The organism is Nocardia sp. NPDC059154, from assembly GCF_042755705.1.
Taxonomy (GTDB): domain Bacteria; phylum Actinomycetota; class Actinomycetes; order Mycobacteriales; family Mycobacteriaceae; genus Nocardia.
In genome coordinates this window covers 1-25,034 of record NZ_JBHZCS010000012.1, presented here as the reverse complement: position 1 = coordinate 25,034, position 25,034 = coordinate 1, and the positions used below count along the sequence as shown (strand labels likewise).

27 protein-coding genes are annotated in these 25,034 nt (G+C 69.0%); 10 read left to right on the top strand and 17 right to left on the bottom strand.

The window, feature by feature from the left end:
* Nucleotides 1-41 precede the first annotated feature (41 nt).
* Both ACFXN1_RS13160 and ACFXN1_RS13155 read left to right on the top strand, forming a co-directional pair.
* On the top strand, nucleotides 42-281 hold the full coding sequence (locus ACFXN1_RS13160; protein WP_354833969.1) for a hypothetical protein: 240 nt from the start codon (nucleotides 42-44) through the stop codon (nucleotides 279-281).
* Between the two features lie 426 nt (nucleotides 282-707).
* Nucleotides 708-3,329 (top strand): AAA family ATPase, encoded by a 2,622-nt coding sequence (locus tag ACFXN1_RS13155; RefSeq protein WP_379442028.1) that lies wholly within the window; start codon nucleotides 708-710, stop codon nucleotides 3,327-3,329.
* Between the two features lie 31 nt (nucleotides 3,330-3,360).
* Here the strand turns inward: ACFXN1_RS13155 and ACFXN1_RS13150 are convergent, their stop codons facing one another.
* Together ACFXN1_RS13150 and ACFXN1_RS13145 are read right to left on the bottom strand one after the other, a co-directional pair.
* On the bottom strand, nucleotides 3,361-3,678 hold the full coding sequence (locus tag ACFXN1_RS13150; protein ID WP_379427423.1) for a hypothetical protein: 318 nt from the start codon (nucleotides 3,676-3,678) through the stop codon (nucleotides 3,361-3,363).
* A 101-nt stretch (nucleotides 3,679-3,779) separates the two neighbouring features.
* Entirely contained in the window at nucleotides 3,780-3,980 is a 201-nt protein-coding gene (locus ACFXN1_RS13145) for a hypothetical protein (RefSeq protein ID WP_379442029.1), read from the bottom strand.
* Nucleotides 3,981-4,215: 235 nt separating this feature from the next.
* On the opposite strand from ACFXN1_RS13145, the gene ACFXN1_RS13140 reads away from it, so the two are divergent.
* Nucleotides 4,216-6,957 (top strand): AAA family ATPase, encoded by a 2,742-nt coding sequence (locus tag ACFXN1_RS13140; protein ID WP_379442030.1) that lies wholly within the window; start codon nucleotides 4,216-4,218, stop codon nucleotides 6,955-6,957.
* Between the two features lie 56 nt (nucleotides 6,958-7,013).
* On the opposite strand, the gene ACFXN1_RS13135 is transcribed toward ACFXN1_RS13140, so the two are convergent.
* The 4 genes from ACFXN1_RS13135 to aroA all read right to left on the bottom strand — a co-directional run bounded on the left by ACFXN1_RS13135 (nucleotide 7,014) and on the right by aroA (nucleotide 10,132).
* Nucleotides 7,014-7,538: a nitroreductase family deazaflavin-dependent oxidoreductase gene (locus tag ACFXN1_RS13135; protein ID WP_379394275.1), complete on the bottom strand. Its 525-nt coding sequence runs from the start codon at nucleotides 7,536-7,538 to the stop codon at nucleotides 7,014-7,016.
* A 15-nt stretch (nucleotides 7,539-7,553) separates the two neighbouring features.
* Entirely contained in the window at nucleotides 7,554-7,772 is a 219-nt protein-coding gene (locus tag ACFXN1_RS13130) for a hypothetical protein (protein WP_379442032.1), read from the bottom strand.
* 72 nt (nucleotides 7,773-7,844) lie between these two features.
* Nucleotides 7,845-8,888 (bottom strand): ribosome small subunit-dependent GTPase A, encoded by a 1,044-nt coding sequence (gene rsgA, locus ACFXN1_RS13125; RefSeq protein ID WP_379394373.1) that lies wholly within the window; start codon nucleotides 8,886-8,888, stop codon nucleotides 7,845-7,847.
* Entirely contained in the window at nucleotides 8,849-10,132 is a 1,284-nt protein-coding gene (gene aroA, locus ACFXN1_RS13120) for a 3-phosphoshikimate 1-carboxyvinyltransferase (RefSeq protein ID WP_379442033.1), read from the bottom strand. Before aroA ends, rsgA begins: the two co-directional genes overlap by 40 nt.
* A gap of 118 nt (nucleotides 10,133-10,250) precedes the next feature.
* On the opposite strand from aroA, the gene ACFXN1_RS13115 reads away from it, so the two are divergent.
* Nucleotides 10,251-10,544: a hypothetical protein gene (locus ACFXN1_RS13115; RefSeq protein ID WP_379394281.1), complete on the top strand. Its 294-nt coding sequence runs from the start codon at nucleotides 10,251-10,253 to the stop codon at nucleotides 10,542-10,544.
* A gap of 133 nt (nucleotides 10,545-10,677) precedes the next feature.
* On the opposite strand, the gene ACFXN1_RS13110 is transcribed toward ACFXN1_RS13115, so the two are convergent.
* Nucleotides 10,678-12,186 (bottom strand): aldehyde dehydrogenase family protein, encoded by a 1,509-nt coding sequence (locus ACFXN1_RS13110; RefSeq protein ID WP_379442034.1) that lies wholly within the window; start codon nucleotides 12,184-12,186, stop codon nucleotides 10,678-10,680.
* Between the two features lie 131 nt (nucleotides 12,187-12,317).
* Here ACFXN1_RS13110 and ACFXN1_RS13105 point away from each other — a divergent pair, with 131 nt between their 5' ends.
* Nucleotides 12,318-13,085, top strand: coding sequence for an SOS response-associated peptidase (locus ACFXN1_RS13105; protein ID WP_379442036.1), 768 nt, complete (start codon nucleotides 12,318-12,320; stop codon nucleotides 13,083-13,085).
* Nucleotides 13,086-13,158: 73 nt separating this feature from the next.
* On the opposite strand, the gene ACFXN1_RS13100 is transcribed toward ACFXN1_RS13105, so the two are convergent.
* From ACFXN1_RS13100 to ybaK, 4 genes are all read right to left on the bottom strand, one after another.
* Nucleotides 13,159-13,455, bottom strand: coding sequence for a hypothetical protein (locus ACFXN1_RS13100; protein ID WP_379442037.1), 297 nt, complete (start codon nucleotides 13,453-13,455; stop codon nucleotides 13,159-13,161).
* 172 nt (nucleotides 13,456-13,627) lie between these two features.
* Nucleotides 13,628-15,250 carry an MDR family MFS transporter gene (locus tag ACFXN1_RS13095; RefSeq protein WP_379442043.1) on the bottom strand — a complete coding sequence of 541 codons (1,623 nt, stop codon included), beginning with the start codon at nucleotides 15,248-15,250 and terminating at the stop codon, nucleotides 13,628-13,630.
* Nucleotides 15,251-15,321: 71 nt separating this feature from the next.
* Nucleotides 15,322-15,870 (bottom strand): MarR family winged helix-turn-helix transcriptional regulator, encoded by a 549-nt coding sequence (locus ACFXN1_RS13090; RefSeq protein WP_379394289.1) that lies wholly within the window; start codon nucleotides 15,868-15,870, stop codon nucleotides 15,322-15,324.
* Between the two features lie 155 nt (nucleotides 15,871-16,025).
* Nucleotides 16,026-16,520 carry a Cys-tRNA(Pro) deacylase gene (gene ybaK, locus ACFXN1_RS13085; RefSeq protein WP_379442039.1) on the bottom strand — a complete coding sequence of 165 codons (495 nt, stop codon included), beginning with the start codon at nucleotides 16,518-16,520 and terminating at the stop codon, nucleotides 16,026-16,028.
* A 149-nt stretch (nucleotides 16,521-16,669) separates the two neighbouring features.
* On the opposite strand from ybaK, the gene ACFXN1_RS13080 reads away from it, so the two are divergent.
* The gene (locus tag ACFXN1_RS13080) at nucleotides 16,670-17,542 is read left to right on the top strand and encodes a sigma-70 family RNA polymerase sigma factor (protein WP_379379533.1); all 873 of its coding nucleotides are present in this window, start codon (nucleotides 16,670-16,672) and stop codon (nucleotides 17,540-17,542) included.
* A gap of 8 nt (nucleotides 17,543-17,550) precedes the next feature.
* On the top strand, nucleotides 17,551-17,826 hold the full coding sequence (gene rsrA / locus ACFXN1_RS13075) for a mycothiol system anti-sigma-R factor (RefSeq protein WP_379394379.1): 276 nt from the start codon (nucleotides 17,551-17,553) through the stop codon (nucleotides 17,824-17,826).
* A gap of 188 nt (nucleotides 17,827-18,014) precedes the next feature.
* Here rsrA and ACFXN1_RS13070 read toward each other — a convergent pair whose 3' ends face one another.
* Nucleotides 18,015-18,089, bottom strand: a complete 75-nt coding sequence (locus tag ACFXN1_RS13070; RefSeq protein ID WP_153805149.1) for a 50S ribosomal protein bL37 — start codon at nucleotides 18,087-18,089, stop codon at nucleotides 18,015-18,017.
* 92 nt (nucleotides 18,090-18,181) lie between these two features.
* Between ACFXN1_RS13070 and ACFXN1_RS13065 the strand changes: the two genes are divergently transcribed.
* Complete coding sequence (locus ACFXN1_RS13065; RefSeq protein WP_379394291.1) at nucleotides 18,182-18,397, top strand: biotin/lipoyl-binding carrier protein; 216 nt, start codon at nucleotides 18,182-18,184, stop codon at nucleotides 18,395-18,397.
* An 88-nt stretch (nucleotides 18,398-18,485) separates the two neighbouring features.
* The gene (locus tag ACFXN1_RS13060) at nucleotides 18,486-20,000 is read left to right on the top strand and encodes a sensor histidine kinase (RefSeq protein ID WP_379379529.1); all 1,515 of its coding nucleotides are present in this window, start codon (nucleotides 18,486-18,488) and stop codon (nucleotides 19,998-20,000) included.
* Between the two features lie 214 nt (nucleotides 20,001-20,214).
* Here ACFXN1_RS13060 and ACFXN1_RS13055 read toward each other — a convergent pair whose 3' ends face one another.
* On the bottom strand, nucleotides 20,215-20,469 hold the full coding sequence (locus ACFXN1_RS13055; protein WP_011211115.1) for a WhiB family transcriptional regulator: 255 nt from the start codon (nucleotides 20,467-20,469) through the stop codon (nucleotides 20,215-20,217).
* A gap of 255 nt (nucleotides 20,470-20,724) precedes the next feature.
* On the bottom strand, nucleotides 20,725-21,663 hold the full coding sequence (locus ACFXN1_RS13050) for a diacylglycerol/lipid kinase family protein (RefSeq protein WP_379442040.1): 939 nt from the start codon (nucleotides 21,661-21,663) through the stop codon (nucleotides 20,725-20,727).
* A gap of 198 nt (nucleotides 21,664-21,861) precedes the next feature.
* Between ACFXN1_RS13050 and ACFXN1_RS13045 the strand changes: the two genes are divergently transcribed.
* Nucleotides 21,862-22,299 carry a hypothetical protein gene (locus tag ACFXN1_RS13045; protein ID WP_379446632.1) on the top strand — a complete coding sequence of 146 codons (438 nt, stop codon included), beginning with the start codon at nucleotides 21,862-21,864 and terminating at the stop codon, nucleotides 22,297-22,299.
* Nucleotides 22,300-22,433: 134 nt separating this feature from the next.
* On the opposite strand, the gene ACFXN1_RS13040 is transcribed toward ACFXN1_RS13045, so the two are convergent.
* From ACFXN1_RS13040 to ACFXN1_RS13030, 3 genes are all read right to left on the bottom strand, one after another.
* Nucleotides 22,434-22,913, bottom strand: a complete 480-nt coding sequence (locus ACFXN1_RS13040) for a GNAT family N-acetyltransferase (protein WP_379446631.1) — start codon at nucleotides 22,911-22,913, stop codon at nucleotides 22,434-22,436.
* A 14-nt stretch (nucleotides 22,914-22,927) separates the two neighbouring features.
* Nucleotides 22,928-23,527, bottom strand: coding sequence for an acid phosphatase (locus ACFXN1_RS13035; protein WP_379463576.1), 600 nt, complete (start codon nucleotides 23,525-23,527; stop codon nucleotides 22,928-22,930).
* A gap of 84 nt (nucleotides 23,528-23,611) precedes the next feature.
* Nucleotides 23,612-24,835, bottom strand: a complete 1,224-nt coding sequence (locus ACFXN1_RS13030; RefSeq protein WP_379446629.1) for a hypothetical protein — start codon at nucleotides 24,833-24,835, stop codon at nucleotides 23,612-23,614.
* Nucleotides 24,836-25,034 lie beyond the last annotated feature (199 nt).

The following is a 25,034-nucleotide window of genomic DNA, read 5'->3' as shown; positions in this document are numbered from 1 at the left end:
CCGGTCGCCGTGGGGCGGCCGAGCAGGAAGGAATCACGATCATGCGCAAGACTTTTGCCCTCACCGCCATGGCCCTGGGCATCGCCGGGCTGGGCGCCGCGACCGCGCACGCGGAGACCCTGACGGTCGACGGCAACTACGCCACCGTCGACGCCTGCGCCGCCGACGGCAATGGCGGCCAGTTCCAGGCGGGCGGCGTGCAGCTGCGCGGCGAGGACGGCTGGCAGTGGCGGTGCGATCAGGGCGCCGACGGCCTGTGGTACATGACCATCTTCCGTTGATCGAACGCCGGTCCCCGGCTCGGGCGGAAACCGTGCCCTCGGCGAAACCGCCGGGGGCACTGGCATTTTCGGGAATGAACCGCACGGCTGATCCTGAAAGAGCGTCCAATTCCAGCGACCACAGCACTGTCCGGGCTGGCTTTTGGTGAAATTTCCTGCCGCTCAGGTGTTTCGGCGGCCCAGCAAGGGGTATTCGGTCTCCGGTCTCCGGGTGCGGTCGTTGCTGCCCGCCGCCGATCCGAATCCCATTCGTACCCTTTTCACTTCGCTGGGATCGCAAACAAGGGCACTTTTATCGCGCGAACCGGGTTGCGCGTTAATTGAATTACTCCCCTCAAATTTGTGATGTGCGTCATTCGAGACAATTTGTGCCATTTACTCGACGGTAGCTTGGTTGCGCTCTATTAGCTGAGTAAATTCCGGGATGTGTGGCAGGACCTGAAGTTTTACGGGCGGGAACGCGAACGGAGCCAGTTGGATCGCGCGCTCGCGGCGGCCCGGTCGGGGCGGGGATCGGCGCTGGTGCTGTACGGCGATCCGGCCATCGGCAAGACCGCGCTGCTGCGCGCCGCCGTCGATCGCGCCGCCGATTTCCGGGTGCTGCGCTGTCAGGGCATGAGCACCGAATCCGAACTGAATTTCGCTGCCCTGCACGAACTTCTGCTGCCGGTGGCCGACCGGCTGCCGACGCTGCCCACCGCCCAGTCCCGGGCCCTGGGCGTAGTGCTCGGCCTGCACGCCGGTGCGGCCGACGCCTTCCTGGTCGGCGCCGCCCTGGTGCGGCTGCTGTCGGCGCTCGCGACCGAGGGCCCGCTGCTGCTGGTCGTGGACCAGGCCCGGCTGGTGGATCCGGAGTCGGCGCAGGCGCTGGTGTTCGCCATCCGCCGGCTGGCCGCGGCGCCGGTGACACTGCTGGTGGCGCTGCGCGACGATCCGGCCGACACGCTCTGGCGGGAACTGCCCGCGCTGGCGGTCACCGGCCTGCCCGAGGCCGACGCCCGCCGCCTCGTCGCCGAGCGGCACGGCCCGCTGGGCGCGTTGCGGCTGGCCCGGATCCTCGCCGTGGCCGGTGGCAATCCGCTGGCCCTGCACGAATTGCCGGATGTCGTCGGTGATCTCGCGGGCACCGCGCCCGAGCCGATGGCGCTGGGGCCCGGACTACGCGCGGCCTTCCGTGATCGCGTCGCCGCGCTGCCCGCCGGGGTGCGCGTGCTGCTGACCGTCGCCGCCACCGAGACCCGCGGTGTGCTGGGTATCGTGACCACCGCCGCGGCGGCTCTCGGCGTCGATGCCGCCGCGTGGGAATTCGCCACGGCCGCAGGCCTGCTCACGGTCGGCGACGGCCGGGTGGAACGCACCCACGCCCTGCTGTGCGCGGCCGTTCACGATGCCGCCACGGCCGCCGAGCGCCGCGCCGCGCAGCTGGCCGTGGCGGACGCGCTGACCGGACCGGGCACGGCGGATCTGCGTATCTGGCACCGGGCCATGGCCGCCGAGTGCCCCGACGAGGAGCTGGCCGCGGCCTTGATCGCGGCGGCCGCCGGCTCGGATCACGGGCACATGACCGCCGCGGCCATGCTGCGGCAGGCCGCCGCCATCACGCCGGATCCGGAGCGGGCGGGGGAGCGGCTGGCCGCGGCCGGTCGATCCGCCTGGGCGGGCGGCGATATCGCCTCCGCGCGCGGCCTGCTCGATCGCGCCACCGCCCGGCTCGGGCCGGAGCGGGCCGCGGTGGCCGGGCGCGGGCTGGCCGGGCTGCTGGAATTCGTTGCGGGAGAACCGGAGCGGGCGAGCCGGCTGCTGCTGCGTGATGCCGAGCTGGTGGATCCCGAGACGGCCGTGCTCCTGCGGATCGACGCCGAACGCGCGCGCTGGGTGGCCGGGCACGGCGTCCTCGATCTGGATCCGGCGGAAATTACTGTGCAGGACGGTATTTCGCGCTTCCACACCATGGTCCGTCCGCTGCCGCCGGCGCCGCTGGTGCTGATGTGGGGGCTGGCGGGCGCGGCCCTGGAGCCGTACACCCAGGCGGCGGCGTACCTGCGGGGCAGTTCGGCGCCCGCCGCGGTGTCGCTACTACCGCAGCTGGCGATCATCCAGTTCGCCAATGGCCGGTTCGCGGCCGCCGAGCAGACCCTGGCCGAGGCGTTCGAGCTGGCCGCGGCGGGCGGGGTGGAGAACGTGCTCGCCCAGTGCTGGGCCCTGCGCGCGAAGATCGCCGCGCTGCACGGTGATTCGGATACGGTGCTGGACAGCGCGGACCGGGCGCTGGCGCTGGCGCGGCCGCGCCGGTCGCACGCGCTCATCGCCTCGGCGCACTGGCATCTGGGCTTCCACGCGCTGAGCCTCGGAGATCCGGAGACCGCGTACCTGCGGCTGCGGACCCTGGCCCAGCCGGGGCACGACGCCCGGCATCCGACCTACGCGCGGCTGGCCGCGGTGGAGCTGGTGGAGGCCGCCACCCGGGTCGGCCGGCAGGCCGACGCGCTCGAATATTACGGGGAGATCCGGGATTGGGCGGTGCGGTCCCGCGCGGATTGGGCGCTCTCGGCCGCCTACACCTGCCGGGCCCTGCTGTGCTCCGGCGATCGGGCCGACCACTACTTCCGGCGTGCGCTGGCCGTCCGGCGCACCCGCCACGATCTGAATCATGTCCGCACCCAGCTGCTCTACGGCAAGTGGCTGCGCCGGGCCCGCCGGCGCGCCGACGCGGCCGAGCAATTGCGCACGGCCGCCGAGGCGTTCGAGGGGATGGGCGCGGCCCAGTGGGTGCTGCGCGCCCGGCAAGAGCTGGAGCTGACCGGCCGCCGGGCCGTACCGGTCACCGCGCACGGCGAGACCTCGGTGCTGACGGCGCAGGAGCTGCGGGTCGCGCGGCTGGCGGCGCAGGGCCTGACCAATCGGGAGATCGGGACCGACCTGTTCCTGAGCCCGCGTACGGTGGGCCATCACCTGTCGCGGGTGTTCGGCAAGCTCGGGCTCAGCGGCCGGGCCGATCTGGTCGACGTGGATTTCGACAATGGCATGCGAATTGTGCGGCCGCGCTGAAGTTCTCGTATCGGAGTGATACTCCCGGGCGTCATTCCAGGTGGACCGACTCGCCCCAGTAACGCGGGTCCCAGTTGATGAGGATCATCCCGGCCACGCTGCCCGCACAGCCGCCGCAGGCGTGTACCTGGATCAGGTTGTCCACATCGGTGTCTCCGGCGAGCACGGCGCGGGTGGAAAGCCACACCGCCCGCAGGTGCAGGGCGGCGGGCTTTCCACAGCGCACGCATTCCGGCAGCACGCCTTCCGGATCGTTGCGCCCTATCCGGACTTCCGGGGTGACGGGCGCGCCGGGCCCGAGGGCGTCGTCGAGGAGCGGCGAAAATTCCTTGCGCTCACGGTCTTCCACCTCGGCAGGCTAACTATTTCCGGCGGTGTCCGCACCCCGGGCCGCCGGGATCGGCGACCCCCCTTCGGCGTCGATCCGGGACGGCGTGGGAGCCGGTCGGATCAGTTTCCGGTGGCGGGCGGGGTCGTGCCCGGGGTGGAGGCGCTACCGGTGATCAGCGACTTGATGACGTTGGTGAGGATCTCGGCCGATCCGGTGGTCGGCGTGGCGGGGGTGGTGCCGTCGGCGGAAGCCAGGCCCGCACCGGCGAACAGCAGACCGGTGGCAGCGGCGGCCACACCCAGAACACGGATCTTGCGCATGAAATCTCCTTGGAATCAATCGAATCAGCGGAAATTCAGCTGATGGCGAATGTTTAGCACGCAATCTTCTGGGAATGCAATGGATATCGAATTGGGCGAGTCGCCCGATTTTGGATCGAATTCGCGCAGCATTTTAGCCGACGGTATGCGAATCAAAATCGGTCGCTGTATCGGTCATCGTATCGGTCATCGATGAAGGACTCGGAATCGCATATCTCCCAGGTGATCTCAGTCGATGGGACGGCGGCGAAGTCGAGTTTGTCCGGTTCTCGGGGGCGAGGTAGCTTGCAATGTGCGCGATATCCGGTTGCTCCAGGGGAGGGAACGAGAACAGGCCGAGTTGTCTCGTGTATCGAGCGAGGCACGCGCGGGTCGCGGTGGGGGATTGCTCTTGTGGGGTGAACCGGGAATCGGAAAAACCGCACTGTTGCGCGATGCCGAACTGCGTGCCACCGATTTTCGAGTGGTGACCTGTCGTGGATTTCCCGCCGAATCGGAGCTGGATTTCGGCGCGCTGCACGAACTGCTGCTCTCGCTGATCGATCGGGTCGCCGCGCTGCCCGTCCCGCAGGCGCGGGCCCTGGCCGCGGCCCTCGGCCGGGACGCCGGGCCGGCCGACCGCTTCCTGGTGGGCGCGGCCCTGGTGACACTGCTGGCGACGGTCGCCCGGGAACGGCCGTTGCTGCTCATCGTCGACGACGCCCAGTGGGTGGATGCCGCGACCGGGCAGGCGCTCACCTTCGCGCTGCGCCGCCTGGGCGCGGCCCGGGTGGCGCTGCTGGCCGCGATGCGCGAATGCCCGGCCACCACGGTGTGGCAGCCGCTGCCCGTGCTGCCCGTCGCACCGTTGACCGAGGCGCACGCGCGACGGCTGCTGGCCCTGCGCTCCGGCGGCATCGGCGAGCCGCGCGCGACGCGCATGCTGCGGCTGGCCGACGGCAATCCGCTGGCGCTGCAGGAATTTCCCATCGACTCCGAGGACGGCGCCGGAATCGGCTGCGGACCGGCGCCTTTCGGCCCGCGGCTGCGTGCCGCCTTCGCCGATCGGCTGGCCGCCCTGGAGCCGCGGGTGCGCACCCTGCTGACCGTGGTGGCCGCGGAGGATCGGGGCACGCTGTGCCCGGTCGCGACGGCCGCGACCGAACTGGGTGTCACCGCGGCGGATTGGGAGTCGGCGGTGGCGGCCGGGCTGCTCACGGTCACCGACGGGCGCGTCGAAATGCGGCACCGTCTGTTCTGCGGCGCGGCCTACGACGCCGCGTCCACGGCCGAGCGCCGCACCGTCCACCTGGCCCTGGCCGATGCCCTGCCCGGCCCCGAGAACGGCGACCTGCGTACCTGGCAGCTGGCCGCCGTCCTCGACGGCCCGAATCCCACGCTGGCGCAGTCGCTCGCCGACGGTGTCGAGCGGGTGCGGGCCCGCGCCGGAACGCTGGCCGCGGCCGCGGTGCTGCGCCGTGCCGCGGCCATCACCCCGGACCCGGACACCGCCGGGGTGCGGCTGGCCGGTGCGGCCCGATTCGCCTGGGAGGGCGGTGATATCGAGTCGGCCCGGCGTCTGCTCGCCCTCGCCGAGACCCGCACCACGCCCGCCGCGATCGCCGCGGCCAGCGGCGGGCTACCCGGCCTGTTGGAATTCGTCACCGGCGACCCGGCCCAGGCGCACATCCTGCTGCTGCGTGATGCCGAGGCCATCCGCGCATCCGCCGCGATGCCGGAAACCGCTGCCGTGAGCCCGGATTCGCCATGGCAGGGCGGCGGCGACCTCGCGGCCGGCCTGCGGCTGCTCGCCGACCGGGCGGCCTGGTCGGTGGGCCGCGCGGCGGACCTGCCGCTGGACGGTCAGCTCGAGGCGGCCGGGGCCGCGCCCTCGCCCATCGCGGCCGCACGTCTGCTGCCGCCGGCCGGGCAGTTGCTCGAGTGGGGTCTGGCCGAGCGGGCGCTGGAGCCGTACCTCAGAGTGGCCGGGGGCCTGCGCAATTCGGGCGGCCGGTCGGCCGCGCTCGGCGTGCTGCCGCAACTGGCCATGGTGCAGTTCGCCACCGGTCACTGGGAGGCGGGGGAGAGCACCCTGGCCGAGGCGTTCGACCTGGCCGCCGGCGCGGGCGCGGCCAATATCCTGGCCCAGTGCTGGAACCTGCGGGCCCGGCTGGCCGCCCAGCGGGGCGACGCGGACACGGTGGCCGAGAGCGTGGATCGCGCGCTGGCCCTGGCCCGCCCGCACGCGGTGTCGGCGCTGATCGGCGGCGCGTACTGGCATCACGGCTTCCACTCGCTGACCGCCGGGGATGCCGAGTCGGCCTATCGCCGCCTGCGCGCGCTGTACCTGCCCGGCCACGAGGCCGCGCATCCCACGCTGGCCCGGCTGGCCACCCTCGACACGGTCGAGGCCGCCTGCCGCGTGGGCCGTTTCGACGAGGCGGCCGAGTACGCGGAGCTGATCGCGGCCTGGACGCGGCGCACGCGAGCCCGCTGGGCGCTGACGACCGCCTATTCCTGCCGGGCGCTGCTGGCCGACGAGAATCGCGCCGAGCACTACTACCGCCGCGCCCTGGCGGTCGGCGACACCCGGCATACCGGCTTCGGCCGCGCCCGTACCCAGCTGCTCTACGGCAAGTGGCTGCGCCGGGTCCGCCGCCGCCGGGACGCCGCCGAGCAATTGCGCGCCGCCGCCGACGCTTTCGACCTCATCGGCGCCACCGCCTGGGCCACCCGCACCCGCTCCGAGCTGGACCTCACCGGCACCGGCGCCAAGCCCGGCGCCGGCTCGACACCGCTCACCGCGCAGGAGTCCCAGGTGGCCCGGCTGGCCGCCCAGGGGCTCACCAATCGGGAGATCGGCGCGGAACTGTTCGTCAGCCCGCGCACGGTCGGGCACCATATGTCCCGGATTCTCGAGAAGCTGGGCCTCACCAGCCGTTCCGAGCTGCGGGGTATCGACTTCGACAATGGCATGCGCCTGACGCGCCCGCACTGAGGCGTGGTTCCGGCCGCGCGAACGCTGACAGCTAATGTCCAGCAGCAATTTTCGGATCAGGTCCGGGTGAGCTCGAACAGCCGGAAACGGCGAGTGCCCGCGAGCCGCTGCTCCATGGCGTAACCCGGCCAGAACTCCAGCGCCCGCCGCCACGCGCGATCCCGCTCGGCGCCCGTCAGCTGCCGCACCTCGACCGGGAACCGTTCCCCGCGGACCAGCAGTTCGGCCTGTTCGGCGCCGCGCAGATTGGCCGACCAGGACGGCTGTTCGGGCAGGCCCCAGTTCGACGAGACGATCAGGAAGCGCTTCTCGTCGTACGGGTCCGGGACATAGAGCAGGCTGACCGTGCGCGGCAGGCCGGTGCGGCGGCCGGCCACCGTGAGCTGCAGCGCGGGCAGGCCCGCGACATCGAGTATTCCCTTGCGGCCGTGCGTTACTCGCCGGGTGAAGCGTTCGAGCGCGAACACCGCCGGCGCGATGCGCATGACGGTCCGGCGGCGGGCCAGGCCGCGGCCCAGCCGCGGGAGCGGATTCCAGCGGGCGGGCGCCTCGGGCCGGCGCCGCCATTCAGCGAATGCCATGCCCCGATTATGTTGCTAGGGCGCCCAGCGCGCTCGATCCCAGTCGTCCTGCCAATCGTGCGCGTCGGCCGGGGACCGGTCGTCCGGATGCGCAGGCGGCGGGGCCTCGTCCTGGTCCTGTGGCCCGGAATCGTCCTGTTCCCGCCCCGATCGACCAGCCTCGTCGGGTGCGGGCCGGACATCGCTGTGCCGCCGCTCATTGGCGTGCTGCAACTCGGGAAGTTCTTCGCTCATGACCATCCCTTCGTGCCGGTTATGCACAAAAGGTATCGAATGGGCGATTTCCCAGCTAACTCAGGGCTAGCTTCAGGTGTCGCTGCTGCCCCGGAACCACGGATCGTTCGAATTGAGGGCGGTGAGCAGGCGGCGGATGGCCGCCACCCGGAGCTCCTTGCCGGGCAGTTCGTCGAGCGCGCACTCCGGGTCGGCGGGCGGGCCCAGGTGGGTGCAGCCGCGCGGGCAGTTCTCGATGGCGTCGGCCAGATCGGAGAACGCCTGGATGACGTCGTCGGGGGTGATGTGCGCCAGGCCGAACGAGCGCACGCCGGGCGTGTCGACGACCCAGCCGCCGTCGGGCAGCGGCAGCGCCACCGATTGGGTCGAGGTGTGCCGCCCCTTGCCGACCCCGGACACCTCGCCGACGGCGCGCTCCGCCTCCGGAACCAGCCGGTTCACCAGGGTCGACTTGCCCACCCCGGAGTGCCCGATGAACGCGGTCAGCTTGTCGTCCAGCAGGTCCAGCACCGGCTCCAGCGGATCCTCGATGCCGCCGTAGACGATGGTCAGATCCAAATCCTCGAAGGCCGAGGCGAATTCGGAGTCGGCGGCCAGATCGTGCTTGGTCAGGCACAGAATCGGTTGCAGCCCACCGACATACGCCGCCACCATGGCCCGCTCCACGAATCCGGTGCGCGGTGGCGGATCGGCGAGCGCCACCACGATGAACAGCTGCTCGGCATTGGCCACCACCACGCGCTCGAACGGATCGGTGTCATCGGCGGTGCGGCGCAACACCGTTCGCCGATCGACCACCCGCACGATGCGGGCCAGGGTGTCGGGCTTGCCGGACAGGTCGCCGACCACGTCCACCTGATCGCCGACCACGATCGGCGTGCGGCCGAGCTCGCGCGCCCGCATGGCCGTCAGCGGCCGGTCGGGATCCCCGTCCAGCACGCACCCCCAGCGTCCGCGGTCCACCGCAACCACCATGGCCGCTTCGGCATCCAGGTGCTGCGGCCGGGTCTTGGTGCGCGGACGCGAGCCCTTGCCCGGGCGTACCCGGACATCGGACTCGTCGTACTCGCGCCGCCTCAGTGGTCTGCTCCCGACGAGCCGAGCATGCTGTCCCAGAGTTCGACGAAGTTCGGCAGCGTCTTGGCGGTGGTGCCGATGTCCTCGATCTCCACACCCGGCGTCACCAGGCCGATGATCGCGCCGGCGGTGGCCATCCGATGGTCGGCGTAGGAGCGCCACTGCCCGCCGGTGAGCGGGTTGGGCACGATGGCCAGCCCGTCCTCGGTCTCGGTGACCTTGCCGCCCAGCCGGTTGATCTCGGTGGCGAGCGCCGCCAGCCGGTCGGTCTCGTGCCCGCGCAGGTGCGCGATGCCGCGCAGCCGGGACGGCGAATCCGCCAGTGCCGCAAGGGCGGCCACGGTCGGGGTCAGCTCACCCACGTCGTGCAGGTCGATGTCGATGCCGGCCAGGCGCTCGGGCCCGCGCACGGTGAGCACGCTGTCGAAGAAGCGCGCCTCGGCGCCCATACGCACCAGGATCTCCCGGATCACGTCGCCCGGCTGGGTGGTGAGCCGCGGCCAGTGCGGAATGCTCACCTCGCCGCCGGTGACGGCCGCCGCCGCCAGGAACGGGGTGGCGTTGGACAGGTCCGGCTCGACCTCCCAGTCCACCGCCCGGATCGGGCCGGGGGCCACGGTCCAGGTCTGCGCCTTGCGCGGATCGTTGGGCGCGTCCACTCGGACGTCGGCCCGCCGCAGCATCTCCACGGTCATCTCGATGTGCGGCATGGACGGCAGCGCCGCGCCGTCGTGGTTCACGGTGACGCCCTGCTCGAACCGCGCCGCCGACAGCAGCAGACCGGACACGAACTGCGAGGAGCCCGAGGCGTCGATGGTGACCGGCCCGCCGCGCAGCGCGCCCATGCCGTGCACCACGAAGGGCAGCTGGTTGCCGTCGATGTCGAGGCCCAGTGCGCGCAGCGCGTCCAGGATCGTGCCGAGCGGCCGCACCCGTGCCTGCTCGTCGCCGTCGAAGGCGACATCGCCGCGCGCCAGCGCCGCGACCGGCGGCAGGAAGCGCATGACGGTGCCCGCGAGCCCGCAATCGACCATGGCGCTGGTGAATTCGGCGGGCGGGGTGACGGTGAGCGTCTCGCCCTCGCCCTCGATGCCGGTGCCCATGGCCCGCAACGCCGCGATCATGAGGTTGGTGTCCCGGCTGCGCAGTGCGCCGGTGATGGTGGACGGCCGATCCGCCAGCGCGGCGAGGATCAGCGCCCGATTGGTAATGGATTTGGAGCCGGGCAGGGTCACGGTCGCGTGGACGGGAACTCGGACGTGGGGCGCGGGCCAGAAAGTCACATGGCCATCTTCGCACTCCCGCGTCCCCGATGAGTTACCCCGAACTCACCAGATCGGTTGTTCCGTCGAGCATGGACGACCCTCGACGTATACGTATATGAGTACGTATACTGGGTCTGTGATCGATCCATTCAGCCTCGTAATCGGTGGCGCGCTCGTCGGCGGCGGCTGGCTCGCGGGCCGATTCGGCTCCCGCCGCAGCAAACCCGGCACCGCGGCCGGCCCGGCCGTCTGCGGCTGCGGCCACGACCTCGCCCTGCACGACCGCGAAGCGGGTCATTGCCACGCCGAAACTTTCCGTAAAACTGGCGTCGGTATCAAGGCCTGGGCACGCTGCAACTGCCAGCGCTACACCGGTCCCACCCCGCTCGAAGAGTTCTTCGCCCCCACGCCCCTGCCACCGGCTCAGTGAACGCGCGATGCCGGTCTCCATGGTGGAGACCGGCATCAACTGCCTGTGACGCTCGGCATTTCAGGGAACCGCTGCGCGCTGTTCCTGCGGTGGTCGGGGTTTCACCCCTGAGAGTCCCGAGGGTCGGCTCTCCCTACTTGGCGCGCCCGTGAATCAGCGGCACGATCTTGCGCAGCAGCTTCATGGTGCGGTCGGTACGGGTGTAGGACAGCAGCGCCATGCCGGGAATCGCGAAGCGCTGCACCGCGATCGAGTGCGGACGCGAGAATTCCAGCAGGCCCGGCGCACCGTGGATGCGGCCGATGCCGGAGTCGCGCACGCCACCGAACGGCAGTCCCGAGATCGCCGCGTAGGACAGCACCGAGTTCACCGAGGTGCAGCCGACCTGGAGGCGCCGGGCGATCTCCATGCCCTGATTCTTCGAGTACACCGCCGACCCGAGCCCGTACTTGCTCTTGTTGGTCAGCTCCACGGCCTCGTCTACGCCGTTGACGGTGCGGATGGTGACGGTCGGCCCGAAGGTCTCCTCGCACACCGCATCCGAGGACTCGTCCACGTCGACCAGTACGACCGGTTCGATGAAGGGCCCCTTGACCGATTCGGGCCCGCCCAGCACGGCCTTGCCGCCGTTCTTCAGCGCGTCGTCGATGTGCCGCCGCACGATGTCGACCTGGCTGGGCATGGTCATCGGCCCGTAGGAGGCCTTGGCGTCCGAACCCGGCTTGATGTCGGTGAGGATGCGCTTGACCTCGGCGACGAACTCGTCGGCGACCGCCTTGTCCACGTACACCCGCTCCACGCCCGCGCAGGTCTGGCCGGAGTTGGCGGTGGCGCCCCAGGCGACCGCGTCGGCGGCGGCCTTGACGTCGGCGTCCGCGGCCACGATCACCGCGTCCTTGCCGCCGCACTCCAGCAGCACCGGCGTGAGGGTCTCGGCGGCGGAGGCCATGATCTTCTTGCCGGTCGCGGTGGACCCGGTGAAGGCCAGCTTGTCGACGCCGGACTTGACCAGCGCCGCACCGGTCGCGCCGTAGCCGTTGATGGTGATGAACACGCCGTCCGGCAGTTCTGGATTCGCCTCGGCGAACGCCTTGGCCACGAAATTGCCGATGCCGGTGGAGAATTCGCTCGGCTTGAAGACCACGCAGTTGCCGGCGGCCAGTGCGTAGGCGATGGAGCCGTTCGGGGTGTAGATCGGGTAGTTCCACGGCCCGATCACGCCGACCACGCCGAGCGGGCGGTATTCCAGGTGGGCGGCGAAATTGGCCATGAACGCGCCGGGCGCGACCTTCTTGGGCTTGAGCACCTTCTCGGCATTGGAGGCGGCCCACTTGATGTGCTCGAGGGCCAGCATGAGCTCGAGGAAGGCGTCGTCGAGGGGTTTGCCGTTCTCGGCGTGGATGAGCTCGCTGAGCTCGTCGGACTTCTCGACCAGCTTGCTGCCCCAGCGCAGAATGTGCTTCTTGCGCTCGGCGTAGGTCAGCGCGCCCCAGGTGGCGGCGGCGGTCTGGGCCTTGGCGACGGCCGCGCGCACCGCCGCCTCATCATCGATCTTGTAGGTGGCGAGGGCCTCGCCGGTGGCAGGGTTGACCGAAGTCAGCGTGTCGGCCTGATCGAGCGGGGCGGTTTCGGTTGCAGTCATGATTGGCGGCGTCCCTTGATGAGAGTGTGATGAGACGAACGTCTCATACCGTCCAAGTGATGTCAATTGCCATCACATCGCGGGCGATTCACTTCTGGTGACTGTCGGTACGCGATGGCAGCATGGTCGTCATGTGCGGTAGATACGCGACTACGACGAATCCCGCGAAGCTGGCCGTCGAGCTCGATGCTATCGACGAGACAGGCGACAAGGGCTTCGATCCGAATTACAACGTAGCCCCGACCAATCAGGTGCTCACGGTCGTCGAACGCCACGACCGCGACCATCCGGAGGACCCGGCCACCCTGCGCATCCGGGCCATGCGCTGGGGCCTGATCCCGCCCTGGACCAAGGCCGCCGAACCCGGGATGCCGGTGAAGGGCAAACCGCTGTTCAATGCCCGCGCCGACAAGGCCGCCACCACCGCTTCCTTCCGCGATGCCGTGAAGAAGCGCCGCTGCCTGGTGCCCATGGACGGCTGGTACGAGTGGGTCACCGAGGCCGATGCGCTCGGAAAGGCCGTCAAGCGGCCGTATTTCATGGCCCGCGCCGACGGGGGACGCCTCTACATGGCGGGTCTCTGGTCGGTCTGGCGTGACCGCAGCCAGGGCGACGAGGCGCAGCCCCTGTTGTCCTGCACGATCCTGACCACCGATGCGGTCGGTGATCTGACCAAGGTCCACGACCGCATGCCCCTGCCGATGCCGCGCGAGCACTGGGACGCATGGCTGGACCCCGACCACCCCGCTCCCGAATCGCTGCTGGAAACGCCTTACCCCGCAGCGGTTTCGGACATTCTGGTGCGCGAAGTGCCGTCGCTGGTCAACAGCGTCAGGAACAACGGCCCCGAGCTGCTGGCGCAGGTGGACGAACAGGCCGGTCAGATCAGCCTGATCTGAACGTCTTCATTTCCTGTTCCGACACCGTGCCCCGCTGCGGAATGCAGCGGGGCACGGGAGCTTGGAATTCGCCTCAACCGCACTTCACGGTCGGCAGCCCGATATTGAGCGTGCACTTCAGGGTGTCGGCCATCGAGTCGATCATCCTGGTGATGATGTTGCCGCCGAGCTTCTCCGCCTTGTCGACGCGCTCGTCCTTCTTCTGCTGCGGCCCGCCGCCCGGGGCGCCCGGGTCGGGGTAGCTCGGATTGACCGGAGCGGCGTGCACCGGCGCGGCCGTCGCGAGCGCGATCGTCAGCGGGGCGGATCCCAGTGCCAGTACCAGCGCTCCGGCGGCGACGGCCGTGCGAATTCGCCGATGGTGAGACATAAACCGCATCACATCCTCGGGTTCGTATAGGACCTTGCGGACAAAAGGTTCACAACAAGCTCACTGCGCGCTCCCAAGTAACTCACAGAAATATGGCCGAATTGTGAAAGGGCAATGCCCCCGCCGCGTCTTCGCGTCGGGGGCATTGCCGATTCGATTGTCGTGCGGCCGATCAGACCGCGGCGGCGTCCGCCGCCTCGACGGCTTCCTTTCTGGCCTGGATGCCACCTGCGCTGCGCAGCGGCACCTCCTTCCAGAACAGCACCAGGATGAATCCGAGCAGCGCCACGAAGGTGGCCGACAGGAACACCCGGTCCATGGACTTGGCGAAGCCCTCCTTGAAGGGGTGCGCCAGCGTCGGGTTCAGCTGCTGGATCACCGAGCTGTCGTTGAGCACCTGGCCCACGACCGTCGGCGCGGTCTCCGGGTTCGACAGGCCGAGGACGACCTTCTTGTCGACCGAGTCGGGGCCCTTCACCGCGTCCGTGGCGGCCTGCGTGTAGGCCTGGTCGCTCCGGACACTCTCCAGCGAGGTGGTGATGTTCGGAGCCAGCTGGGTGAACAGCACCGATAGGAACACCGCCACACCCAGGGTGCCGCCGATCTGCCGGAAGAAGGTCGCGGCCGCGGTGGACACGCCCATGTCCTTGGGTGGCAGTGCGTTCTGCAGCGCCAGGGTCAGCGGCTGCATCAGGTTGCCGAGGCCGAAGCCGGTGATGGCCATGAAGATCATGACGACCCACAGCTCGGTGTCGGCCGACACCAGGTGCAGCAGGAACAGGCCCGAGGTCAGCAGCGCCGCGCCCACCGGCGGGAAGTACTTGTACCGTCCGGTCCGGGCGATCAGCTGGCCGGCCAGAATGGAGCCGGTCATCATGCCCGCCACCAGCGGCAGCATCAGCAGACCCGCCTTGGTCGGGCTCGCGCCCTGGACGACCTGCAGGTACTGCGGCAGCAGGGTGATGCCGCCGAACATGGCCGCACCGACCACCACCGAGATGACCACGCCGAGGGCGAAGGTGGAGTTCTTGAACATGCGCAGCGGGATCAGCGCCGCGTCGCCCTGCTTGGCCTCGACCGCGATGAAGGACAGCACGCCGATCGCGCCCAGTGCGTAGCAGAGGATGGCATGGCTGCTGGTCCAGCCCCATTCGCGGCCCTGCTCGGCGACCACCAGCAGCGGCACCAGGCCGACGATCAGCGCCGAGATGCCCATCCAGTCGATCGGCACCTTGGCGACGGGGCGCTTGGGCAGCTTGAGCACGCGGGTCACCACGGCCAGCGCGATGATGCCGACCGGCACGTTTACCAGGAACACCCAGCGCCAGCCGGTGACGCCCAGGATCTGGTCGGTGCCCGACAGGATGCCGCCGACGACCGGGCCGACCACGCTGGAGGTGCCGAACACGGCCAGGAAGTAGCCCTGGTAGCGGGCGCGCTCCCGCGGGGACACGATGTCGCCCATGATGGTCAGCGCCAGCGACATCAGACCACCCGCGCCCAGGCCCTGGAAGGCCCGGAAGGCGGCCAGCTCGTACATGGAGGTCGCCATGGAACAGGCCAGTGAGCCGACCACGAAGATGGAGATGGCGGCCAGGTAGAACGGCTTGCGGCCGTACATGTCCGAGAGCTTGCCGTAGAGCGGCGTCGCCAGGGTCGAGGTGATCAGATAGGCGGTGGTGACCCACGCCTGCGCCGAATAGCCGTGCAGCTCATCGGCGATGGTGCGGATGGAGGTCGAGACGATGGTCTGATCCAGGGCCGCCAGCAGCATGCCCATGATCAGGCCGCTCATGATGACCAGGATCTGCTTGTGGGTGAAGCCGGCCGAATTGAGTTCCGGCTCCGCCACTTCCGTTTGTGTAGTCACGAATTGCTCTCCGCGGGTGCGTAATAGGACTGAAGGTCTTTGTGGGCCGCGATATCGGCCAGCATGCGCTGCCGGGTCTCCTCGTAGCCGTCGACGAAGCGCCGCAGCAGGGCGGCGAAGGTCTCCCGTTCATCGGGATCCCAGCCGACCAGCATGTGGCGCAGCGAGTCGTTGCGGCGGGCCCGGATCTGGGCGGCCACGGTGCGGCCGGTGTCGGTCACGTCGAGGACGCTGACCCGGCCGTCGGCCGGATCCGCGCGGCGCTCGATGAGTCCGCGCTTGACCAGGCTCGCGACCTGCCGGCTGATGGTCGAGGCGTCGGAATAGAGGGCCTCGGCCAGTGCGCCCGAGCGTTTCGGGCCGTCGTGGATCAGCTGGAACAGGATGCTGAACGCGGCCGGTTCGATCTCGCCCTGGGTCATGGATGCGACCTGCGCATTGGTGCGGTCGCGCAGTTTGGTGAGCCGGGCGATCTCGTAGGCGATGGCGTCGACAAGGCCGTCGTCGATGTCGGTGGGGGTAATCGCCGGGTCATCGTCGGTCACGGTCGGTCTCACCTCCTTGCGTCGGTCAACTGCTTGTATGCGTCAACTAGTTGTACGGCGCAAGTATTCCGACATGGTTGTCCCTTGGCAAGTTTTTTCCGGAGGTTGTGTCTCCGCTCACGGGAGAATCGGACAATTCGCCCTTCTTGGGCAGGTCAGGCCACCGCGACCGGGGCCGTCACCGCTCCCGTGAGCCGGACCAGATCCGCCGGGGCGAGCTCGATCTCCAGCCCGCGCTTACCCGCGCTGCACAGCACCCGATCCCACTCCAGCGCCGACTCGTCCACGACGGTCGGCAGCCGCTTCTTCTGCCCCAGCGGCGAAATCCCGCCCAGCACATACCCGGTAGTCCGCTCCGCCTTGGCCTTGTCGGCCATGGCGGCCTTGCCGCCGCCCAGCGCCGCGGCCGCCGCCTTCAGCGACAGCGTGGTCGGCACCGGCAATACCGCCACCGCCAGCCCGCCCGACCCCAGCTCGATCACCAGCGTCTTGAAGATCTGCCCGGCGGTAACCCCGAGCTCGCCCGCGAGCGCCTCCACCGCCTCCGCCCCGTACGAATCACTGCGCGGGTCATGGGTATACGAGTGCACCCGGTGGTCCACCTTCGCCTGCATCAGAGCCTTGATCGCCGGGGTCGGAGCTGCAGCCATGGGCTCACCCTAACCAGCCGACGCAACCGGATTTCCGGTGCTGGGAACAGGGTGAGCGCCACACCTGTTGCACGCGATACGCGCTTCGCAGCAACCGCAGGGCCCACGGTTCGCGGGCGCACGCATCCCATTCATCCAAGGAGGAGTCGGTGACCGTTCTGGTCGAAGAGCCCCCGGTGCGGACCGGGCCGCTGCTGTTCCGCAGGGGAGCCGCCGACGTCGCGCCCCCGGCCGGTTTCCTGGCCGAATCCCTGTTCGCGGTAGATTCAATTGCTACGGCGATCGAAGGGATTAGCGTGACGAGCGACGACGACATGGTCGATCGCCAGCGTGATGACGACGCGGACAGCGAGCGCATCGACGCCGGCGACGATCAAGCGGTCGACTATGACGAGGTGAGCGAATCCGGTGCCAGGAGTACCGAATCCGCGGCGGAACTGGCCGCGCGATTCGAGCGTGACGCGCTCCCGCTGCTGGACCAGCTCTACGGGGCGGCGTTGCGCATGACTCGCAACCCGGCCGATGCCGAGGATCTGGTGCAGGAGACCTTTGCCAAGGCCTACCAGGGGTTCCGCTCGTTCCGCGAGGGCACCAACCTGCGGGCATGGCTGTACCGCATCCTCACCAATACCTACATCAACTCGTATCGGAAGAAGCAGCGCCAGCCCGCGCAGTATCCGACCGACGAGATCACCGACTGGCAGCTGGCCTCCACCGCCGAGCACACCTCCACCGGTCTGCGCTCCGCGGAGATGGAAGCCCTCGAGGCGCTGCCGGACGACGACATCAAGGCCGCTCTGCAGTCGCTTCCCGAGGAGTTCCGGATGGCGGTGTACTACGCCGACGTGGAGGGCTTCCCCTACAAGGAAATCGCCGAGATCATGGGAACTCCCATCGGTACCGTGATGTCCCGTCTGCACCGTGGCCGCAAGCAGCTCAAGGGCCTGCTCGCCGACGTGGCGCGGGAACGTGGATTCAATCGGTCGGGCAGCGATGCAGCGCGTGAGGAGGTAACCCAGTGAGCGACGAGATGGAAGAACTGGACTGCTCGGCGGTGCTCGCCGATGTCTGGCTGCTCCTGGACAACGAGTGCGACGACACCGTGAAGGCACGGTTGCGTGAGCACATCGACCGTTGCTCGCCGTGCATCGAGGCCTACGGCCTGGAGGAGAAGCTGAAGTCGCTGCTGAATCGCAAATGCGGCGGCGACCGCGCACCCGATTCGCTGCGCCAGCGCCTGACGCTGGAGATCCGGACCAGCTACACGAGCGTTGAAACACGTGTCGTTACGGAGCCGGAGAACTGATTTGGTGGCGACCCGGGTAACTCACCGGGTACGCCCAAAATAGGTTCGGTACTTGGCCGCCGGCACGGGTGCGAGAGTCGGAACGGCAACCGGCTGCCCGCTGAAGTCCCGGAGAGGCGGAACTGAGCGGCACCACTTCCCGATGGGAAGTGGTGCCGCTCAGCAGTTTTCGAGCTTTTCGCTACGGCTCAGGCGTTCGGCCGCTTGCCGTGGTTGGCGGCATTCTTCTTGCGGCCACGCTTCTTACGTCCACGCTTACCCATAGGTAATCTCCCTTCAGTCGGCCGCCATTCTTTCATGTGTGGTTGGCTGTACCTTCAGGGGCTACGGGTCAACTCGAACGCGAGAGGTGTACATGGCTGAGGAAGTGAAGGCCGAGATGGTGTCGACTGTGCTGAACATCGAGGTCGCTGTCGGCGACAAGGTCAACGTCGACCAGACCCTGGTCCTGCTGGAGTCGATGAAGATGGAGATCCCCGTCATCGCCGAGATCGAGGGCACCGTCGCCTCCATCCACGTCAGCCCCGGACAGGTGCTGCAGCAGGGTGACCTGATCGCCGTCATCTCCTGAGCAACGAGCCCCTGACCTGCTCCTGACGCGCCCTTGCCGTGTCGCGTGGGAACATACACGCGACGTGGGAACAGAGGAGCGTGGGTGAATGTCGACACTGAGTGAGTTACTGGCCGAGCACACCGATCTACCGGGTGCGGCCGTCGACCATTTGCAGCGGGTGGTGGGGGACTGGCAGTTGCTGGCGGATCTGTCCTTCGCGGATCTGCTGCTCTGGGTGGGCACGGGCCCGATCAGTGCGGGCGCGGAGGTGGTGTGCGTCGCCCAGTGCCGCCCCACCACCGCGCCCACCGTGCACCTCGAGGATCTGGTCGGCACTCTCGCCACCAAGGAGGCGAATCCGCAGGTGTTCGAGGCCCTGCTGACCGCCGACATCGCTCGTACCGAAACCGATACCGCCCTGACCGGCGTCTATCACCCGCATCCCGTGCACGCCATGCGCGAGGCGATTCCGGTGCGGGTCGGTGACGACATCATTGCCGTGCTCGGCCGCGACACCGATACCCAGCGTCGCAAGATGCGCTCCAGCCTCGAGATCGCCTACATGTCCTGTGCGGACGACCTGTGTCAGATGGTCGCCGACGGCACCTGGCCGGCGCTCGAGGACCGCACCGGCGCGCACTCCAGCCCCCGCGCGGGCGACGGTTTCATCCGCCTCGACACCGAGGGCACCGTCGTCTACGCCAGCCCCAATGCCCTGTCGGCCTATCACCGCATGGGTTTGCAGAACGACCTGGTCGGCCAGGATCTGGCGCTGACCACCCGCTCGCTGATCACCGATCCGTTCGACGCGCAGGAAGTCGTCGGCGACATCCAGGCGGCCCTGGCCGGAAAGGCCGGGCGCCGAATGGAAGTCGAGGCGCGCGGGGCGACCGTGCTGCTGCGCACCCTGGTGCTGCGCCCGCACGGGGAACTCGGCGGGGCCGCGGTACTGGTCCGCGATGTCACCGAGGTGAAGCGGCGCGACCGCGCGCTGCTGTCCAAGGACGCGACGATTCGCGAGATCCACCACCGGGTGAAGAACAACCTCCAGACGGTGGCCGCGCTGTTGCGACTGCAGGCCCGCCGCACCGAGAACGAGGAGGCCCGCCTGGCCCTGACCGAATCGGTCCGCCGGGTCACCTCGATCGCCTCGGTGCACGAAATGCTGTCCATGTCGGTTGACGAAGAAGTCGATCTGGACGAGGTGGTGGATCGCCTGCTGCCGATCATGGCCGATGTGGCGACCGTGCACACCGCCCGCATCAAGGTGCGCCGTGCCGGATCGCTCGGCGTCTTCTCCGCCGAACGGGCGACGCCGCTGGTCATGGTGCTGACCGAGCTGGTGCAGAACGCCATCGAGCACGCCTTCGACGCCGGCGAGAACGGTACTGTCACAATCCGTTCCGAGCGTTCGGCCCGCTGGCTCGACGTCATCATCAGCGACGACGGCCGCGGCCTGCCCGACGGATTCAGCCTGGAAGCCTCCGACCGGTTGGGCCTGCAAATCGTCCGCACTCTCGTGACGGCGGAATTGGGCGGGTCCATCGGACTTCATCCCGGCGCCGATGTCGGCACCGACGCGGTCCTGCGAGTTCCCCTCGGCCGTCGCTCCGCCCGCTGAAACATATTGCGCGGCGGACAAGTTCGGGCGTAGTGAAAAATCTGCGCCCGAACTTTCGTTCGAAGAGTCAATCCCGTTGAACGGGAATTCCTCTCGTGATCGGAGTCGGGCCGGCCCCTTTACACACTGAAGCCCGGCACCTGAATTGGTGCCGGGCCGAATTGCGTTGCGGCCGCGAGGCTGGGGCCGGCCGTAACGCCTGTCGCCTAGCTGGTTAGACGACGGTGCGGGTACGCGTACGCGCGTTGCGGCGCTTCAGCGCGCGACGCTCGTCTTCGCTCATACCACCCCACACGCCGGCATCCTGGCCCGACTTCAGGGCCCAGGAAAGGCAGTCAGCGGTGACGGGGCAGCGAGCGCAGACCAGCTTGGCATCGGCAATCTGCGCGAGCGCCGGACCACTGTTTCCCACCGGGAAGAACAGCTCGGGGTCCTCGTCGCGACAGATGGCCTTGTGGCGCCAGTCCATTCCTCTGCTCCTTTGCTAGGGCGCGCACGGCGCTGCCCCTCGGGTTTGTGGTCCGTTCACTTGTGCGACTCGAATGTTTCCGCACGGTTGCTTGTGAATGCTTTCACGAACACCGTAGATGTCAATAGATACCCGGTGCACCGTGGGGAAGCTCACGCTGTAAGACCCCTACATGGGGATCCGCCGTGTCATTTGTACTCGGTTGAGCCAGTTTTCGCAGCGCAACCGCGATGTTTCTAGGGCGTGTCGAACCGGCTAGGGCTTCGGCGCGACCACATCGAGGATATCCGGGACGGCTGTGAAATTCACCATGTTGCGGCGTCCGATGAAGTCGCCGTCGATTTGCAAGCCGATCGGTTCGGTCGCGGTGACGGTCACGGCCGGCACGTCGTCATCGCGAAACAAGGTGCGGCTCTTGGGATCTCCATGGGCTGCCAGCAACTGCCGGGCGACCAGCAGGGTGGGCAGAACGCCCATGGTGCGCATGGCAAACACTCCGAGACCCGATTCGAATGTGGTCCCCGGGTTGGTGACCACGGGCGTGTTGTCGAGAAAAGTCCAGGGACTGGCATTCGTCACGAATGCGTAATGCACATCCGTGACCGGTTCGTTACCTGGAATGTCGAGACGCACTTGCGGGGCATGCCGTTTGGCGCGAAAGAACTGCCGGATCGTAGTGCGCAGATAGCGAGCGGGCGTCGCGATTTTGCCATCCGCGCGCTTGGCGTCGATGGCCTCGCACACATCCGCGTCGAGCCCGACACCGGCGCTGAAGAGAAACCAGCGATCGTCGGCGACGCCGAGCCCGATACGGCGGTCCGCGTCATCGGCCACCAGATCGATGAGCTGATTGGTGGCGGTCACCGGATCCGGTTCGATGCCCAGCGAGCGCGCGAACACATTCGCCGAACCGCCCGGGATGACGCCGAGTCGCGGCAGCCACTCCCGCTGCGGCTCACCCGGCAGCGGGAGGAAACCGTTGACGGTCTCGTTCACCGTGCCGTCCCCGCCGTGCACCACGATCAGGTCCATCCGGGTGTCGGCGGCCCAGCGCGCCAGCTCGGCGGCGTGCCCCCGGTGCTCGGTGTGGCGAACGGTCAGCTGGGTGCGGCTCTCCAGTGCGTGAGCGAGCAGATCGCGAGTGGACCGAGTGGTCGAAGTGGCATTCGGGTTCACGATAAGCAAGGTCCGCACGGTGCCTATTTTGCCTCCGCTTCGCTCCGGCGGGTTCGCGGCCCCGAAGTCTCGTTCTTCCCTCCTCCGCTCCTCCGCTTCGCTCCCCCGCTCCGTCAGTCCAGAACGAGACGGCCGCGAACCTTGAAGTGCCAGTTCCGAACTGATTTCGGCCGGACGGGTGCACTGCGCAACGACGCTCGGTCGTAGGCTGGGCGGGTGGCTGAGCAGAACAACGGCGAGAACAAGCCCGCGGGCGAGAGCGACGCGGTGCCCGCGACGGTGCGCGTGGCGGGCGCGCTGGTCGCCCTGGAGGGCGCGCTGGGCCTGGTGGCGATGGTCGTGCTGATCATCGTCGGCGTGAACGGGTCGGCGCAGAGCCCCAAGAACAGCTATCTCACCGCCGGGTACGCGGCCGTCCTGGGCGGCGCGGTGCTGGCCGCGGGGATCGGGCTGATGCGCGGGAAGCGGTGGGGGCGGGCCATCGCCACGCTGACCCAGCTGCTGCTGCTGGGTGTCGCGTACTACATGTTCACCTCGGACCGGCCCGAGTTCGGGGCGCCGCTGGGATTGCTGGCGCTGGGTGCGCTGGGTGCGCTGTTCGCTCCGGCCTCGAATCGGTGGATGGCCGCGGGCTACGGCTCCGTCGAGGAATAGCCGCAGCAGTTTGCACAGAGTCGCCGTAATCGTTGCTCAGTGGCCCGTGAGCGAGTTTTCGGACGCTCGCCCACCACTCGGGTGAGCGAGCGCTTTCCAGCGATGCTGCGGCGAATTCGGATGCCGCGGCGAATTCAGTCGTCGGCGTGCGTCGCCAGGCGGGCCAGGGCCGCGCCACGCAGGCGGTAGCCGGTCCACTCGTGCTGGTGCTCGGCCCCGATGGATTCGTAGAAGTCGATACTCGGGGTGTTCCAGGTGAGCACCGACCAGTCGATGCGGGCGTACCCCTGCTCGACGGCCTCGCGGGCCAGCGTCGCGAGCAGGCTCTTGCCCAGCCCGCGGCCGCGGACCTCCGGCTTGACGTAGAGATCCTCCAGATAGACCCCGTGCACGCCCTTCCAGGTGGAGAAGTTCAGGAACCAGATGGCGCAGCCCACCACGCCGTGATCGGTCTCGGCCACGTGGGCGTACAGCGCGGGCTGCGGCCCGAACAGGGCCATCTCGAGCTGGGCCGCGGTGAGGGTGCACTCGTCGGCGGCCTTCTCGTACTCGGCCAGATCGTGGACGAGCTGGACGAGCGCCGGGATGTCGGCGGGGGTGGCGCGGCGAATCATTCGGCGGCCCCTTCCTACGGGTTGAGCGGCGGAACCAGATTGTGCGCGAGCACGGTTCGAGCCTGGTGATCGTGTCCCAGCACCGTAACCGCGGCGGTGGACAGGAAGAATCTGCGGCCTTCGATCACCTCGAACTCGGCCCAGCGGGCGATGAGCGCGCGGGAGAAGTGGCCGTGGCCGACCAGCACCACATCGCGGGTGGCGAGCTCGGGGATGACGGTGGCCAGCACGTGGTCGGCCCGCTTGCGGACGTGCTCGGCGGTCTCGCCCTCGGGGGCCTCGCCGGTCCAGATGGTCCAGCCGGGGGACATCTGCTGGATCTCGGGTGTGGTGAGGCCCTCGTATTCGCCGTAGTCCCACTCCACCAGGTCGTCGTCGACGACGACGCCGGGGAGCCCGGCCAGCGCCGCGGTGCGCAGCGCGCGCTGCCGGGGGCTGCACAGCACCAGCGGATTCCGCAATTCCATGTCGTACAGCAGTTTTCCGGCGGCCCGGGCCTGCGCCTCGCCGATCTCGGTGAGGGGCACATCGGTGCGGCCGGTGTGGCGGCGCGCGGCCGACCAGGCCGTCTCCCCGTGTCGCAGCACTACCAACCGGAATTCGCCACCACTCATGAATTCGATCATGCTCCACCGCCTCCCCGAATACCTAGCGGGCGGCAGAGACCCGTCGGAATCGGGCACCCGTGGGCGGCCGGGTCAGGAGGCCGCGCCGACGCCGTACACCTGGGTGCCCCGGCGCTCCAGGAAGACGGTGCCCGAGACGCTCAGCCCGATGGGCTCGTTGTGATAGTCGCTGCGCTGCAGCGGGATTCGCGAGACCTGCGCGCCGGTGCCGGGGTCCAGGACGGCCAGGCCGTCCGGGACCGGGGCCACCAGCTGGCCGGCCATCAGCGCCGGGGTGCCGAGTACGTGCTGGGCGCCCCACTGGGGGTCGAGGGTGGTGGGGTTGAGGGCGATCAGGCTGTCACCGGTGAAGACGAAGAAACCGGTGGACAGGCGCGCCACCATGGCGGTGTCCGTGAAGGCCGGAACCTGGTGGGTGGCAAGCAGATTGCCGCTGACGTCATAGATGGTCAGCACCGGCGGGGTGGTCGGGGTGGCGGGGAGGTAGAGCGCGGTCCGGGTGTCGGACACCGCGATCACGCGCGCACCGTCCACCGCGCCGCCGGGCTCGTTGAGCACGTGCGTGCTGTACTCCTCCGGCACCGTGCCGTCCTTGGGCGCGGGATTGAGGATGGACAGCCGGTCGGCGGAATCCTTGGGGCAGCGTTCCAGCACCGCGACCCGGCTGGGCGCCGAGCCCGCCGAGAGCAGCCGGCAGTCGGTGCGTGGTTGGGTGTGCGGATTCACCGGGGCGTCCACATAGCCGTATTCGAGGGTGCGGACCAGATCCGAGCGCCACATCTCCAGGCGGTCGTCGCCCAGCGCGAGCACATAGGTGCCGTCCGGGGCCAGGGTGATCCGCTGGTCCATGTAGCTGGACCGCGCCGCCACCCGGGTCCCGGTCTCGGCGTTGAGCAAGGTGGTCTGACTGCAGCCGCGCTGATCCCGGTAGGTGGCGATGACCGTCCCGAACTGGACCTCCACCGCGCACAACGGCATGTCCCGCTGGTACTTCCAGACCTCGTCGCCGGTGCGGGCATCCCGCCCGGTGACGGTGCCGTCGTCGGCGGTGACGGCCACCGCGCCCACCGTCAGCGAGCGCATGGCCGCGCCGTCCGGTGCCTGCCACAGCTCCTTGACCTGCGCAGGCACCGAGTCGGCTGCCGGTGGCGGGGTGAGGGTGTGGTTCGCGGACTGCGAGTGGGTGCCGCGCACATCGCTGGTCAGCGCCACGACCGCTGCCGCGATCGCCACCAGAGCGGCGATCGCGACAGCGGTGAGAATATCGGCGCGCGTCCGCCGCTCGGGTGCGAGCACGACAGCGAGAGTAACCGATCCGGGCGGCTAGGCCGAGGCCGCGACCGCGGTATCGGTCACCACCACGGCGGCCTCGGCGTCCACGTCGGCCTTCTTCCGCCGCGTCCGCCGCACCGGAGCCGCCGCGGGTTCGTCGGAACCGCTTGCCGCAGTACCCGACTCGACCGCTTCGACCTCCGCCTTGACGGCCTTGCGGGCC

What these genes read in the sequence shown, in the direction of transcription:
- ACFXN1_RS13160 (WP_354833969.1), top strand. Translation starts at nt 42, where the DNA reads ATGCGCAAGACTTTTGCCCTCACCGCCATGGCCCTGGGCATCGCCGGG.
- ACFXN1_RS13145 (WP_379442029.1), bottom strand. Translation starts at nt 3,980, where the DNA reads ATGCGCAAGATCCGTGTTCTGGGTGTGGCCGCCGCTGCCACCGGTCTG.
- ACFXN1_RS13140 (WP_379442030.1), top strand. Translation starts at nt 4,216, where the DNA reads ATGGGACGGCGGCGAAGTCGAGTTTGTCCGGTTCTCGGGGGCGAGGTA.
- ACFXN1_RS13135 (WP_379394275.1), bottom strand. Translation starts at nt 7,538, where the DNA reads ATGGCATTCGCTGAATGGCGGCGCCGGCCCGAGGCGCCCGCCCGCTGG.
- ACFXN1_RS13130 (WP_379442032.1), bottom strand. Translation starts at nt 7,772, where the DNA reads ATGAGCGAAGAACTTCCCGAGTTGCAGCACGCCAATGAGCGGCGGCAC.
- ACFXN1_RS13110 (WP_379442034.1), bottom strand. Translation starts at nt 12,186, where the DNA reads ATGACTGCAACCGAAACCGCCCCGCTCGATCAGGCCGACACGCTGACT.
- ACFXN1_RS13105 (WP_379442036.1), top strand. Translation starts at nt 12,318, where the DNA reads ATGTGCGGTAGATACGCGACTACGACGAATCCCGCGAAGCTGGCCGTC.
- ACFXN1_RS13100 (WP_379442037.1), bottom strand. Translation starts at nt 13,455, where the DNA reads ATGTCTCACCATCGGCGAATTCGCACGGCCGTCGCCGCCGGAGCGCTG.
- ACFXN1_RS13095 (WP_379442043.1), bottom strand. Translation starts at nt 15,250, where the DNA reads ATGAGCGGCCTGATCATGGGCATGCTGCTGGCGGCCCTGGATCAGACC.
- ybaK (WP_379442039.1), bottom strand. Translation starts at nt 16,520, where the DNA reads ATGGCTGCAGCTCCGACCCCGGCGATCAAGGCTCTGATGCAGGCGAAG.
- rsrA (WP_379394379.1), top strand. Translation starts at nt 17,551, where the DNA reads ATGGAAGAACTGGACTGCTCGGCGGTGCTCGCCGATGTCTGGCTGCTC.
- ACFXN1_RS13065 (WP_379394291.1), top strand. Translation starts at nt 18,182, where the DNA reads ATGGCTGAGGAAGTGAAGGCCGAGATGGTGTCGACTGTGCTGAACATC.
- ACFXN1_RS13060 (WP_379379529.1), top strand. Translation starts at nt 18,486, where the DNA reads ATGTCGACACTGAGTGAGTTACTGGCCGAGCACACCGATCTACCGGGT.
- ACFXN1_RS13055 (WP_011211115.1), bottom strand. Translation starts at nt 20,469, where the DNA reads ATGGACTGGCGCCACAAGGCCATCTGTCGCGACGAGGACCCCGAGCTG.
- ACFXN1_RS13040 (WP_379446631.1), bottom strand. Translation starts at nt 22,913, where the DNA reads ATGATTCGCCGCGCCACCCCCGCCGACATCCCGGCGCTCGTCCAGCTC.
- ACFXN1_RS13035 (WP_379463576.1), bottom strand. Translation starts at nt 23,527, where the DNA reads ATGAGTGGTGGCGAATTCCGGTTGGTAGTGCTGCGACACGGGGAGACG.